Consider the following 13,261-nt stretch of genomic DNA (forward strand, 5'->3'; position numbering starts at 1 on the left):
TCTGGACCGCACCCGATGACGATGTATCGGCCGGCGGCCAGCTTCACGACAGACGCGCGCTATGGCCGCGTCTCTTCGGTCCAGTCGCTGTTTAGACGCGCCCGGAAGCTCGAAGAGAACTACAGGACCCAGCTGCGCAAGATCGCGCGCCACATCGGCGACATCGCCCGTGCCCACGACGCGGAAAGCCCGGACGGCATTCGGCGCATCCAGTCCGGGATGATGTCTTACGCGCAGCGCATCGACCCCTGGGCCGACAGCGTCGCGGACCGCATGATCAAAGAGATTGCGGCGGCCGACAAGGATTCCTGGCGGCGCACCTCGCACCTCATCGGGCGCCTGCTTCACAAAGAAATCGAGACGGCACCGAGCGGCATCGTGATGCAGCAGTCGCTGCAGCGGCAGGTCGGACTAATCAAGTCGCTGCCGATCGAGGCCGCGGAGCGCGTCCACAAGCTGACGACCGAAGCGTCGACGACGGGCCGGCGTACCGCCGAGATCGTCAAAGACATCATGGCGAGCGGCGACGTGGCGCGCAGCCGCGCCGATCTCATCGCGCGCACCGAGGTTTCGCGCACGGCGACCGAGTTGACGCAGGCGCGTGCCACACACGTCGGCAGCACGCACTTCATCTGGAACTGCGTTCTCGACGGGTCGACGCGAGCGTCACACCGCGCGCTGAACGGGCACACGTTTCGCTGGGATCAGCCGCCGGAATGCGACCCCGGCTACCACGCGTTGCCCGGCGCGATTTGGAACTGCCGCTGCTTCCCGACGCCGATCATCGACGAAGAAAGCTGAGACCTGCATGGAAGTCACGTCCGACACGCCATTCGCGCCGAACAGTCTCCCGCTTTATTGGAGCGATCCGGATCCGAGCCTGAGGCCGTCGCTCTGGGCCGTGACCATCGACGTGACGCGATATGACCACGTGCTGGCCTGCATTCAGAAGCTCAAATCGGACCTCGGCCCGGTCGAGAAACGGTTCATCCATCTGAGCCGTGACATGGTCACGGTCTATGTCAGCCGCGCGGAAACGGACGGTCTGGCGAAGCCGGCCGAATCTGCATGGCCTGATCCGGCCATCCTCGACGTAGCCCATTGCGAAGTGTTCGATCCGAGATCGTTTCAAAACGATCCGGACGCGCTGCAACAAGATCTGTCGCGACGTAACAAGGTTGCGCGTGCTTGCTGGGCACCGTCCCTCAATCATTGAGCAGGTTCCGCATCATCGCCTTGAAGACCTCGGCAGCGTCGCGGCGCTGCTCCGACGTTGGTGTTTGATCTCCGGCGCCGAGCCGCGCCGCTCCGGCATCGATCATGGCTTTGGTCGGTAGCTGAACGGCGAACAGCGCGGCGCGGACCAGCTTCAACACGATGTCTTGCGTGATCACGTCGTCGACGTCGGCTTCGTCCAGCGTTTTCGGCAAGCTGTCGTAATTCGAGCCGATGCCGAGGACCGGATAGGCGTGCCCATCGGCAAGGTCACCCGGCATCTTCGCCGTGACCGCCATCATGGCGCGGGCCGCTGTCTCAAGTTCCTCTTTCGCCATCCATCCGACCTTAGCGGATCACATCCATGCGCTTCTACACGGCTTCAAAGCTCGGGTCGAAGCGCTCCTACACGCCGGAGGGGTTTCTCGTCTGTTTGGACGTGCCGATCGCGCGCACCGGCGAGATGATCTACGCGGCAACAGAACTGCCCGAGCTCGAAGCATCGCGCGACGGCATCATCCGTGTCCAGCGCGATCCGGACGAAGTCTTTAAAGCGCAATCTTTAGGGTCTTTCGAAGGAAAGCCGACGACCAACGATCATCCGCCGGAGATGGTCAATCCGACCAACTTTCGGCGCTTCGCCGCCGGCTCCACGCACAATGTCCGCCAGGGTGGGGGCGCGCTAAGCGACCTCGTAGTCGCCGACCTCATGTTCTGGGACGCCAACACGATCAAGGACATCGAAGACGGCAAGGACGAGATCTCGAACGGCTACGACGCCGAGTACGAGATGGTCTCGCCCGGCGTCTATCGTCAGTTCGGAATCACCGGCAACCACGTCGCGCTTGTCGACGAGGGTCGCTGCGGGATCCGCTGCGCGATCGGTGACAGTGCCGAGGCGCTGCAGGCCACGGCCGCCGCCGAGATCCTGGCTCGCGGCAACGCCGCCGGCATCGCGCTGCGCAACGCCAAGGGCGAACTCCTCTTTCTGAAGCGCTCCGACGGCGCCGGCGATCAAGCCGGCACCTGGTGCTTTCCCGGTGGCAAGGTCGAGCCGGGTGAAACGCTCGAGCAGGCTGCGCGCCGCGAGCTTGGCGAAGAAGCCGGTGTCACGGCTGGTCCGATCCGTCTCGTCGACGAGCGACCCATCAACGGCTCCGCTCTCACGACCTTCTCGACCTTCGCCGGCGAAGCCGACGCGAGCCAGACGCCGACGCTCAACGCCGAACACGATGCCTTCTGTTGGGCGTCACCCGACCAGCCGCCGCAGCCGCTTCATCCCGGCGTCTCGGCCACGCTGCGCGAGAAGCGCGCGATCCTTTTGACCACACAGGCCGCCGACGCGGTCCTGACCCCGAAACCGGCTCCCGCCCGGGCCCGCAAGAGAAAGACCGCTGATATGACGATCAAGAAGACGCTGCTCCGCGGCACCATGCTGGACCGCCTCCGCCGTTCTTTTGCAGCGAAGGACGAAGCTGGCTTCGAAGAGGGCATGACCGCGCTCGAAGAGGTCGCCGTTCAGTCCGAGGAAGAGGCCGCGCAGGCGCAGTTTGCTCAGATGGTTGGCGAAGCGGTAGCCGCCGCGATTGCCCCTGTTGCGGCACGTCTCGACGACGTCGACGCCTTCATCGCGGATCGCAAGATGCGTGATTCCGAAGCCGAAGAGGCCAAGAAGAAGGACGATGAGGCGAAGGCGCTGGAAGCGAAGGATCGTAAATCCAAGGACGACGCCGGCGCCGGCGGGTCGAGTGGTTCCGGTACCGATGCCAGCAACACGGAGCCCGGCGACTATACCGCGGGCGGCTCCAGCGGTCCCGCGATGGACTCCGCCGATCTTGCCGCGTTCCTGCAGTCGAAGGGTCTCACCGAAGGTGACGTCGCCGCGGCGATCGCCATGATCAAGAAGGACGAGCCTGAGGCGGCCGTCGTCGAGACCGGCGACGAGGCGATGACCGAGGAAGAGAAGCGGGCGGCTGAGGAAGCCAAGAAGAACGCCACCACGGACTCCGTCGCGCTGCTCGCCCAGTTCCGCGACACCGTTGCCAAGGCCGAGATCCTGGCACCCGGTGTCAAGCTGCCGTCCTACGATGCCAAGGCGGCGCCTAAGGCAACCGCCGACGCGATGTGCGGTCTCCGCCGCAAAGCGCTGAAGGCCGCCTTCGACAGCGCCGACCGCAAAAGCCATGTCGTCCCGTTCCTCGATACGGCGACGCCCGACTTCAGCAAGATGACCTGCGACGCGATCAAGGTCGTGTTCGGTGGTGCTTCCGAGCTGGCGAAGCGCGGCAACGCGCCTCGCATGGGCGTCGGCGACACCGCGCATGCCGCCCGCGATGCCGGTGTCCGCGGCACCATCGCGGCCATGAACGCCGCCGCCAAGGATCTCTGGAAGCCGGCCGCCCGCTAAGCGCGGCCAGTCTCCCAAGACAAACCCAACCCCCACCACCCTTCGTTCCACCCAGAGGATGCCGACATGACGTCGTTTCTTTTCCGCATGCCTGCCGGCGTCCCCGGCACCGTTACCCGTCTCGAGCAGTCGACCGTCGAGACCCAGGTTTATGATCCCGCCGTGCCGTTCTCCGCCTACGGCGTCGCGATGAAGACCGGCGCCAACGGCAAGATGCAGCCTATCGCCGCTGGCGACACCGCTGCGCTCGTCGAAGGTGTCCTGGTCCGTCCTTACCCGACCACGGGCGCCGGCTCGCAGACCTCCACGCTCGGCGGCGGCACGCCACCCGCCTCCGGCATCTGCAACCGTCTCAAGCGCGGTTACATCATGGTGCAGCTGAACGGCGCCACCGCTGCCATCAAAGACGGCCCGGTCTATGTCCGCGTCGGCGCGGCTTCGGCCGGCAAGCCGATCGGTGGTTTCGAGGCGGCTGCCGATGCGACGCCGGCCAACACGGTTCTACTGACCAACGCGGTCTTCACCGGGCCGGCCGACGCGCAGGGCAACACCGAAATCGCTTTCAACATCTGATCCGGCGGCGGGGCTCGCGCCCCGCCTCTTCGCCCACATTTCTGCCTGGGCAACAGGCCTCGCGCGGCCGAGCGCAAATTCACCCCTCCCAAGGAACAGCCAATATGTCCTTCCATGACCGCGCCCTCCTGGGCGGGACTGCCCTTTCGCGCCCTCGCAACCGCATCTTCACCCGCGATGCCATGGCGACCTACGACCGCGCCACGATCGACTCCACTGGTGTCTTCCTCATCGGCGAACTGGAACGCCTCGATCCGACGATCAACGCGCCGCTGGTCGCCTACACCTGGAGCCGTGACATCGATCTTCGCGAAGACGTCGGCATCGAAGACGAGCAGGCCTCGTTCACGAACTCGACCTTCGCGGCCGTCGGCGGCATCCAGCCGAACGGCAAGGCCTGGGCTGGCAAGGACGCCAACGCCATCGCCGGGCTCGCGCTCGACATCGGTAAGACCCCTCAGCCCCTGCACCTCTGGGCGATGGAGCTCGGCTGGACGCTGCCGGAACTCGCCTCGGCGATGCGCACCGGTCGGCCGATCGAGACCGACAAGACCGAGGGCATGAACCTCAAGAACCAGATGGACATCGACGAGCAGGTCTATGTCGGCGACACCCTTCTCGGCATTCCCGGCCTGATCAATTCGCCTCTCGTGAACGCGACCAACGTCACCGGCGGCACCTGGGCCGCGAAGATCGCCAGCGGCCCGACCGGCCCCACCGGCATCCTCGCCGACGTCAACGCGCTGATCAACTCGGCTTGGGCCGCTTCCGGTTACAAGCAGGCGCCGACCGATCTCCGTCTGCCCCCGATGCAGTTCGGTCTTCTCGCCGCGCAGATCGTCAGTTCGGCCGGTAGTGTCTCGATCCTCCAGTTCCTGCGCATCAACAGCATCTCGCTGTCGATCAACGGGCGAGAGCTCAACATCCAGCCGCTGAAGTGGCTGACCGGCGCCGGCGCCGGCGGCGCCGACCGCATGTTCGCGTACACCAACGACAAGAAGTACCTCCGCTTCCCGCTGGTGCCGCTGCAGAAGACCCCGTTGGAATATCGCTCGCTCTACCAGATGACGACCTATTACGGCCGTCTCGGTCAGGTCGAGTTCCGGTATCCGGAAACCCTGGCTTACGCGGACGGCATCTAAGTCGCTTCACTGAAGCCAAAACTATCCTGACCCTCCCCCTCTGCGGGGGAGGGGTATTCTTCGGGCGCGTTGTGACGCGCTCGTGGAATGCCCCTGTGCAAAACCGGTGAGCCATGCCCGAGATCGACGTCGCCAAAGCCTTCACGATGACCCACGAGAAGACCAAGGAGAAGATCTCCTTTGCGAAGGGAAAGCACGAGGTCGACACCGACACCGCCGCCCACTTCTACGTCAAGGCGCATCTGGTTGGCGCCAAACCGAACCCCGGCGCCGGAACGCCTGCCTTCATGCGGGCTGCCGCAGAAGAGCGCGCCAAGCTCGAAGCAGAACATGCCCGGCTCGAAGCCGAGGTTGAAGCGCGCGTCAACGCGAACGTCCGTGAAAAGATGGAAGCCGAGCTCGGCGAGCGCATGCGCATTGCCCTCGAACAGCAGGCGGTCGCCGCGTTGAACGGCGTCGACGCCGAGGTCAACAAGCGCGTCGAGGCAGCCACCAAGGACATTGAGGCGCGCCTCGTCGCGTCCTTCGACGAGCGCGTCAAAGCCGCCGTCGAGGAAGCGCTCCTGGCGCAGATGGAAGCCGACGAGAAAGCCGCCGCCGAAAAGGCCGATGGTGAAACGTCGACCGAGGCCGATGCCGCCGGCGGCAAGAAGACCGACAAGGCCGGCAAGGCGAAGTAGGGCGCCCTGGCGCTGTCTCTCTGATCAGCCGAGGCCGCGATGAGCACGACCACGATCGCGCAGTTTCGCGGTGACTTTCCCGAGTTCGGCAGCGCCACGGCCTATCCCGACACCCAGGTGCAGATGTACCTGAACCTGGCCGAGATGCGTCTTAACCAGACGCGCTGGGACGAGCTTTGGACCTACGGGGTCGAACTTTACACGGCGCATAGCCTCGCGCTCGCCAAGATGCGGGCCGCGACGGCGGCGACCGGTGCCGCGCCCGGCGCCACGACCGGTATCGTCACCTCGAAGTCGGTCGGCGGTGTTTCCAAGTCCTCGGACATCGGCGTCGCCACCGTCGAAGGCGCCGGCACCTACAATCTCACCAGCTACGGCTCCGAGTTCTGGCAGCTCGTCCTGCAGATCGGCATCGGCGGCGTCCAGGTCGGCGGCGGTGATTTCGCTGGTCCATCGGGCGAACTCGGCAGCTTCGGCATCGTGCCTTACTTCCCCTTCGCTTGAGCGAGACCGACCATGAAATATTTCGTTCCGAAGACCTGCGCCATCAAGCTGCCGAGCGGCGGCACCTGCCGGCTGATCCGCGGCATCCGTGAGGTTCCCGACGTCGTCGCAGACAGCAAGCTCGGCATCGACGCCGGCATCAAGCCGGTCGAAGAAATGACGGACGCCGAATACCGCTCCATCGGGTTGAAGCGGCCCGCTGCGGAACCGGCGTCCGCGGCGGAAGCCGAAGCATCGAGAGCCTGATGGCCGCGACATCCTCGCTGCGGATCACCGTCGATCTCAGCAAGGATCTCGAGAAGGCCACCAAGGACTTGGTGCGGCGCGAGCTACTGATCGGGATCCCGGGCGATGGTCCCGCCCGGCCGCCGGAGCCCGGCGAGAAGACGCCGCCCTCGAATGCGCTTCTCGGCTACGTGGCCGAGAACGGCGACGAGGAACTCAAGATCCCGGCTCGACCGTTCCTGCTTCCTGGTGTCGAGGATGCCCGGGACGCGATCACCAAGGGTCTGACGCGGGCGGGCAAAGCGGTCCTCGACGGGGACCCCAACGGGCTCGAAGTCGGGTTTGCCATGGCCGGCGCCGCGGCTGTGGCGGCGGTGAAAAAGAAGATCCTGGAAGGGAGCTTCGCGCCGCTCGCGGACAGCACGCTCGAGGCGCGGGCGCGGCGGAAGCGCGCCAACGGCAAACTCAGCCAGGCCGAAAGCTCGAAGGCAGCACGGCTCGAACTGGCGAACCGCGCCGCGGGCGTCGACCAATCGACCGATGCGAAGCCGCTGTACGACACGCATTCCCTCTTCAATTCGATCACCTACGTGATCAAGGACAAGGGTGCCAACTGATGCCCTTCCTCGACGTAACCGACGTCCTGAAGGACCCCGACTTCGCAACCACGTTCTCTGTCGCTCGCTCGGCCACGACGGTCGGCAACGATGGTGAAACGGCCCTGACGCCGTCGACCTTCACCGGCATCGTCGGTGTCGTGACGCCGGCGAACAGCAACGATCTGAAGCGCATGGCCGAGGTCGAGCGCCTCACCGGCGCCATCGCGATCCACACCACCTTCACGCTGATGGCTGGCGGCGCTCAGACCGACGGCACCACGGTGACGGCCGATGTCGTGACGTGGAATGGGCGGCAGTACTCGATCTTCGCGGTCGATGACTGGACCCAGTTCGGTGCCGGGTTCGTGCGCGCCACGGCGACGATGCTGTCGCTGACCTAATCATCTGAAGGACGGCTGGGCATGGCGAACGACAGTTCCGTCGCCGGCTTCCTCGTCCCCGAGGGCACGCAGCCGCCAGACGATGCCGCGCTGTGCGCCTTGTTTCAACCCACCATCGTCGGTCTTACCGGACTCGCCGGGAACCTCGTCCGTCGCAAAGGGCAGGCCGTCCCGGGCCCGCAGCCGAGTCGCGACACGACCTGGTGCGCCTTTGCCGTCACGGTGACCACGGGCGACATGAACCCCACCATCGTGCACGAAGGGCTTGCCGACGGCGGCCTCGGCCGTGATCTCGTCATGCGCTCGGAAGAGCTCGAGGTCTCGACCAGTTTCTTCGGCCCCGCCGCGATCGGGACGGCAAACCAGCTTCGTGACGGTTTCGGCGTCGCCCAGAACCGCGCTGCGCTTCGTGCCAGCGGCATCGCCTATGTCGGCATCGATCGCGTTACCTACGTGCCGGACCTCGAAAACGGTCAGTTCGTGCGCCGCGCCGACCTCGTTTTTCGCGCCCGCCGCATGGCGATCCGCGTCTACCCGATCCGCAATCTCGTGACCTTCGTCGGTGAGGTGATCGCCGACAGCGGCGATGTCTCCGGTTCTGACGCCGCGGTCACGTCGCCCATCACCACGACCGCGCCTTAGGCGCCGCTCTCGTCTTCCCTCATCATCGCGAGATCCTGACCCATGGCAACGCCCAATGGCCTGAACACGAACGACGTCGTCGATGTCACGATTTCGCTCACCAACACGCCCGCCGGCTTCCGCAATTTCGGCGCCGTTCTCGTGCTCGGTCCCAGCGATGTCATCGACGTCAACGAGCGTCGCCGCAATTATTCGGACATGACCGGGGTCGGCGCCGACTTCGCACCGGGCACCCCGGAGTTTGCATACGCCGAGGATCACTTCTCGCAGGTCCCGCAGCCGAACCAGCTTGCCATCGGCCGCTTCGCGCAGACCGCGACAGCCGGGCTCCTGCATGGCGCAATTCTGACGCCGTCGCAGCGTCTCCTCACCAACTTCACGTCGATCGGGGCCGGCGGCGCTTTCAAGATGTCGATCGACGGGACCGTACACCCGGTCGGGCCGATGAACTTCAGCGGCGCCGCCAACCTCAACGGTGTCGCCGGCATCGTCCAGGCGGCGCTTGTGACCGCAGGCGCGACCGGTGCCACCGTCGTCTGGGACTCGGAAAACCTTCGCTTCAACGTGGAATCTGGCACGACCGGTGCCGCGTCCTCGGTCGGCTATGCCACCGCGCCGACGGCGGGCGCCGGCGTCGTCGACGTTTCGGTGCTGCTCGGCCTCTCCGCGACGCCGACGTCGTCCGGAGCCGCCGCCGATGCGCCAATCGCCGGCATCGTTGCCGAGGAGCCGCTGGCCTGCATCGCGCTCTTCGATCAGCTTTACGGCGACTGGTATATGGGGGCCTTTGCGGCGACCCTGGCCGATGCCGATCATCTGTCCGTTGCGGAATATATCGAGGCGGCCGGTCGCTCCCGCATCTACGGCATCGGCACCGAAAACACCGAGGTGATGGATCCGACGCAAACCGACGATCTGGCTTCGATCCTGGTCGATGCAAACATCAGCCGAACCTGCATCGCCTATTCTTCGACGACCACGGTATCGATCGCGTCCCTGTTCGCGCGGTTCGCCACCGTCAACTATGCCGGCAGCAACACGACGATCACCGGCAAGTTCAAGACGATGCCGGGCGTCACCGCGGAATACCTCACCGAGGACCAAGCCGAGACGCTCGACGCGAAGCGCGTCAACTACTTCGCGGCCTACCAGAACGGCGCCTCGATCATCCAGCAGGCGGTGATGGTCAACGGCAACTTCATCGACAGCCGCATCAACGCGGACTGGCTGGCGAACTACGTTCAGACCAACCTCTTCAACCTCTACACCACGATGAACAAGGTCCCGCAGACCGATGCCGGGACCGGGCTGCAGAAGGCCAACATCACGGCCAGCATGCAGCAGGGCATCGTCAACGGCTATTTGGCTGCCGGTGTGTGGAACGGCCAGGCCTTCGGCACCCTGAACACGGGCGATGTGCTTCCGCTCGGTTTCTACATCTACGCCCCGCTCGTCGCGACGCAGAACCAGACGGATCGCGCTGCCCGCAAGTCGGTGCCGTTCCAGATCGCGGCCAAGGAAGCCGGCGCCGTTCACTCGTCGAGCATCAGCATCCTCGTCAACCCGTAGGCCGCGCCGCGGCCGACCTCTCCTCATCCCCGTTCCGCTAGCCTTTTTCGAAGGATCGCCGACCCATGTCCGCATATGAAAATGGCGTCTACTCGTTCCAGGACGTGTCCTGCTCGATCGTCGGCCCGAACATCAATCTGATCGTCACCGGCGAAGCCGAGGAAGGTTACGAGACCGAGTACGAGGGCGACAAGGACAGCCTCACCATGGGCGCCGGCGGCGATGGCATGCACTCGCTGCGTGCCGCCCAGAACGGCACCCTGACGCTACATCTGCTCAAGACCAGCTCGCTCAACCAGGCGCTCTGCAACGCCTACAATTTCCAGACCGGCTCCGCGGCCAACCACGGCCGCAACGTCATCATCATCGACGATCCGGTGCGCGGCGACACTATCACCTGCCAGGGCGCCGCATTCCGGCGCCTGCCGGGCAACAAGTTCGCGGAGCAGGGCGGCATTCAGGACTGGGTCTTCAACTGCACCCGGATCACGCCGAGCCTCGGCGCTGGTGTGGATACGGTGCTGAATGGCTAATTTTCAGATCGCCGGCATCTCCTATCAGTCTCGCGTCATGGACGGCGAGACCCAGACCCTTGTTCTCAAGCGTCTGCTACCGACCTTTGCCGCCTTGATGGGATGTCAAACCTCGCTCAAGGCGGCAGCGGCGCTAGCATCCGTGGAGCCGGGCGGGGACGACGAGGTCGTCGATCCGCTCGCGGCGCAGCGTGACGCGCTGATGCCGGTGGCACGTGAGCTCGCCTCGGTGTCGGACGCCGACGTCAAGTTCGTGCTGAACGCCTGCCTTGCCGTGACGAAACGCGAAGTCTCGACGGGTGTCGGCTGGGTCGACGTGGTCCAGCGTGGCCAGATCCAGGATCAGTCAGACGCGACCTTCATCGGTCGCCTCACGATCGCTTGGCACGTGCTAGGCGAAAACTTCGCCGACATGCTGAAGTCGCTCGGCGTCGATCTCAGCGATCTCTCCGGTGTTATTCCGAAGTAGACCGATGGCGGAATTCCAGGTTGCGGGTCACGTCTACCGGGCCCGCAAGATCTGCGTCATCGATCAGTGGCGGTTGCTCCAACGTCTGAAGCCTGTGCTGCCCGCGCTTTACGGCATGGATAGCGGGATGCGCGTGTCCGGTGCCGGCATAGCCGACATCACGAAGAACCTGGCACCGCTGCTCCGCGCCGACGACGCCGACATGAAGGCGGTCTTCCACGATGCGGTCGCGGCCTGTGAGCGACTGAACATCGAGGACGACAGCTGGCAATCCGTCGACGCGATGCCGCCGCTCGGAACGCTGATGGCGATGACGTCCGCCGTCGTCTCCGAAAACTTCGGTGTCTTCTTCGCGATGGAGCGACCCGACTTCAAGCCGACCTCCTACGACGGCCCGCGCTACGATCCGGTCTCGATGCCGAATGGTGAGAACTGGCTCTGGCGTCCGGTTCTGCGCGGCATGTGCAAGGCCGAGAGCCTACTCGACGGCACCCTCCACATCGAACACATCGCCAAGTTTAACGATGCGATTGACTGTGAAGAGGAAAATCAGGCGCGCATGCGCAAGGCGATCGAAAAGAAGTAGGTCGCATGGATCTCCGCGAATACTTCAACGATCCGGAGGAAGCCCTCCGGACGGCGGTCGCGGGTCTGCTGAAGCAGGTCTGGACGGCGATGCCGGCGAGCGTGTCCGTCGACAGCCAGGATGGGCATGTCGCGACAGCGCAGCCCATGATCAAGCGGCAGGTGACGAACCCGGATGGGTCGATCACCTACGAGGATCATACCGACCATCCCGATCTGCCGATCCACCACCTCGGCGGCGGCCCGGTGGTCACGACGCATCCCACGGTGAAAGGCGACACCGGCGCGATCCTCTACATGTCGCGGGCGATCGATTCCTGGTTCAACTCCGGCGGGTCGCAGAACCCGATGGAAGACCGCGCCCACTCGCTCGCCGACGGCGTCTTTCTTTCCGGCATCCGGTCGACGCCCGACAAGCTGCAGCAGGTGTCGCAGACCAGCACGCAGACGCGCACCGTCGATAAACGGAGCGTCATTGATCACGGGCCGAACGGGACGCATCACAAGACCGTCGACCCGTCGACGGCTGCGGCCAGCGCCGAATTCGATCCCTTCAGTCAGGCGACGACGTTTTTTGAACACATTCTGCATCCCTCGAACGGGCATGCGGTCAATGCGACCGATGGCGGGACGACTCATTCCACGTCGATGACGCATACCGACGGCTTCAAGGCCGCGGCGAACAACGGGGCGCATTCGCTTTCGGCGCATCCCACGAACGGGACGTCGATCCTGTCGTCCGTTGCCCATACGCTTCAGGCGCCGAACGCCAGTCTGGACAAAAGCGGCAACCAGACGAACCGGGGCTCCAGCACGTCTCAGGGCAACATCACGTCCTCGAGCGGCAACGTCAGCGCGCCTTCGGGCGCTATCAGCGGGCAATCCGGGAGCTTCGGAAGCCTGACCGGCATCGGTGGCGCTGTCATGGCGCTGATCAAAGCCGCGGCTGGATCCTTCTCGAGCATTGCGACAGGTTCGATGCAGTCGACCGGCCCCGTGGCCGCGCCGACAATCCAGACGAACCAGCCCTACACCGTCGCTACACTCCCGACGCCATCCCTCCTTCTTCAAGGCACGCGCGCCTTCGTAACCGACGCCACGAGTCCGTCTTTCATGCAAGCGCTCGTCGGTGGCGGCATCATCGTGTGTCCCGCCTTTTGCGACGGCACCCAGTGGGTGGCCGGCTGATGAGCCAGAACTGGCTTCGCTCCTGCTCCCTGTCCGTCAACGGAACCACGATCTCTGGTGGAGGCCAGACCGATCTACGGATCACGTTTTCGATCGAGATGACGACAATCCAGTCGCCGAACCCGGCGCGGTTCAGGATATACAACGCCGGCCCCAGCACCATCGCGGCATTGAAGGCGGCCGAGGGAACCAAGGTCACGTTCTCCGGGGGCTATCAGGGTAACACCGGCGTCCTCTACGTCGGCGATCTCAAACAGTTCATCGGATCCGGGCACGAGACCCCCGTCGACAGCTACGTCGATCTGCTCTGCGCCGGCGGCGACCAGGCCTACAATCAGGCGCGCGTCACCAAGACGCTGTCGTCCGGGTGGACGCCTCAGGACAAGCTGCAGGCTGCGGTAACGGCGATGGGTGCTCATGGCATCACCATGGGGCTGACGAACGTCGACCTGACGCAACCCAAATTTCCACGCGGTATCCCGCTCATCGGCATGGCACGGCAGCTGATCCGCGAAGTCGCCATGAGCAA

18 protein-coding genes are annotated in these 13,261 nt (G+C 64.8%); 17 read left to right on the top strand and 1 reads right to left on the bottom strand.

What is annotated here, in order from left to right; translation table 11 throughout:
• Positions 1–15: 15 nt before the first annotated feature.
• Together GSQ79_RS20170 and GSQ79_RS20175 are read left to right on the top strand one after the other, a co-directional pair.
• Positions 16–801: a phage minor head protein gene (locus tag GSQ79_RS20170; RefSeq protein WP_158810453.1), complete on the top strand. Its 786-nt coding sequence runs from the start codon at positions 16–18 to the stop codon at positions 799–801.
• Between the two features lie 7 nt (positions 802–808).
• Positions 809–1,216: a hypothetical protein gene (locus GSQ79_RS20175; RefSeq protein ID WP_158810454.1), complete on the top strand. Its 408-nt coding sequence runs from the start codon at positions 809–811 to the stop codon at positions 1,214–1,216.
• On the opposite strand, the gene GSQ79_RS20180 is transcribed toward GSQ79_RS20175, so the two are convergent.
• Positions 1,206–1,553, bottom strand: coding sequence for a hypothetical protein (locus tag GSQ79_RS20180; protein ID WP_158810455.1), 348 nt, complete (start codon positions 1,551–1,553; stop codon positions 1,206–1,208). The genes GSQ79_RS20175 and GSQ79_RS20180 overlap by 11 nt on opposite strands.
• Positions 1,554–1,579: 26 nt before the next feature.
• Between GSQ79_RS20180 and GSQ79_RS20185 the strand changes: the two genes are divergently transcribed.
• The 15 genes from GSQ79_RS20185 to GSQ79_RS20255 form a co-directional block, all read left to right on the top strand.
• Positions 1,580–3,622 carry a DUF2213 domain-containing protein gene (locus tag GSQ79_RS20185; protein WP_158810456.1) on the top strand — a complete coding sequence of 681 codons (2,043 nt, stop codon included), beginning with the start codon at positions 1,580–1,582 and terminating at the stop codon, positions 3,620–3,622.
• A 66-nt stretch (positions 3,623–3,688) separates the two neighbouring features.
• Entirely contained in the window at positions 3,689–4,195 is a 507-nt protein-coding gene (locus tag GSQ79_RS20190; RefSeq protein WP_158810457.1) for a hypothetical protein, read from the top strand.
• Positions 4,196–4,299: 104 nt separating this feature from the next.
• On the top strand, positions 4,300–5,337 hold the full coding sequence (locus GSQ79_RS20195) for a DUF2184 domain-containing protein (protein ID WP_158810458.1): 1,038 nt from the start codon (positions 4,300–4,302) through the stop codon (positions 5,335–5,337).
• A gap of 113 nt (positions 5,338–5,450) precedes the next feature.
• Positions 5,451–6,017 (top strand): hypothetical protein, encoded by a 567-nt coding sequence (locus tag GSQ79_RS20200; protein ID WP_158810459.1) that lies wholly within the window; start codon positions 5,451–5,453, stop codon positions 6,015–6,017.
• 39 nt (positions 6,018–6,056) lie between these two features.
• A complete protein-coding gene (locus GSQ79_RS20205) occupies positions 6,057–6,521 on the top strand; it encodes a DUF4054 domain-containing protein (RefSeq protein WP_158810460.1) in 465 nt (154 codons plus the stop codon).
• A gap of 12 nt (positions 6,522–6,533) precedes the next feature.
• Complete coding sequence (locus GSQ79_RS20210; RefSeq protein WP_158810461.1) at positions 6,534–6,767, top strand: hypothetical protein; 234 nt, start codon at positions 6,534–6,536, stop codon at positions 6,765–6,767.
• Positions 6,767–7,363 carry a hypothetical protein gene (locus tag GSQ79_RS20215; protein ID WP_158810462.1) on the top strand — a complete coding sequence of 199 codons (597 nt, stop codon included), beginning with the start codon at positions 6,767–6,769 and terminating at the stop codon, positions 7,361–7,363. The genes GSQ79_RS20210 and GSQ79_RS20215 overlap by 1 nt, the downstream gene beginning before the upstream one ends.
• Positions 7,363–7,746, top strand: a complete 384-nt coding sequence (locus GSQ79_RS20220; protein ID WP_158810463.1) for a hypothetical protein — start codon at positions 7,363–7,365, stop codon at positions 7,744–7,746. Before GSQ79_RS20215 ends, GSQ79_RS20220 begins: the two co-directional genes overlap by 1 nt.
• A 21-nt stretch (positions 7,747–7,767) precedes the next feature.
• Positions 7,768–8,388, top strand: a complete 621-nt coding sequence (locus GSQ79_RS20225) for a hypothetical protein (protein ID WP_158810464.1) — start codon at positions 7,768–7,770, stop codon at positions 8,386–8,388.
• A gap of 42 nt (positions 8,389–8,430) precedes the next feature.
• Positions 8,431–9,957, top strand: a complete 1,527-nt coding sequence (locus tag GSQ79_RS20230; RefSeq protein WP_158810465.1) for a DUF3383 domain-containing protein — start codon at positions 8,431–8,433, stop codon at positions 9,955–9,957.
• Positions 9,958–10,022: 65 nt separating this feature from the next.
• Positions 10,023–10,490 carry a phage protein gene (locus GSQ79_RS20235; protein WP_158810466.1) on the top strand — a complete coding sequence of 156 codons (468 nt, stop codon included), beginning with the start codon at positions 10,023–10,025 and terminating at the stop codon, positions 10,488–10,490.
• Positions 10,483–10,959: a phage tail assembly chaperone gene (locus GSQ79_RS20240; protein WP_158810467.1), complete on the top strand. Its 477-nt coding sequence runs from the start codon at positions 10,483–10,485 to the stop codon at positions 10,957–10,959. Before GSQ79_RS20235 ends, GSQ79_RS20240 begins: the two co-directional genes overlap by 8 nt.
• A 4-nt stretch (positions 10,960–10,963) precedes the next feature.
• Positions 10,964–11,545 (top strand): phage tail assembly chaperone, encoded by a 582-nt coding sequence (locus GSQ79_RS20245; protein WP_158810468.1) that lies wholly within the window; start codon positions 10,964–10,966, stop codon positions 11,543–11,545.
• A 5-nt stretch (positions 11,546–11,550) separates the two neighbouring features.
• Positions 11,551–12,732, top strand: a complete 1,182-nt coding sequence (locus tag GSQ79_RS20250) for a Gp138 family membrane-puncturing spike protein (RefSeq protein ID WP_158810469.1) — start codon at positions 11,551–11,553, stop codon at positions 12,730–12,732.
• A partial coding sequence (locus GSQ79_RS20255) for a hypothetical protein (protein WP_210253153.1) occupies positions 12,732–13,261 on the top strand: 530 nt, incomplete at its 3' end. The genes GSQ79_RS20250 and GSQ79_RS20255, both read left to right, overlap by 1 nt.

It is taken from the genome of Beijerinckia sp. L45, from assembly GCF_009765775.1.
Classification (GTDB): Bacteria; Pseudomonadota; Alphaproteobacteria; order Rhizobiales; family Beijerinckiaceae; genus RH-AL1.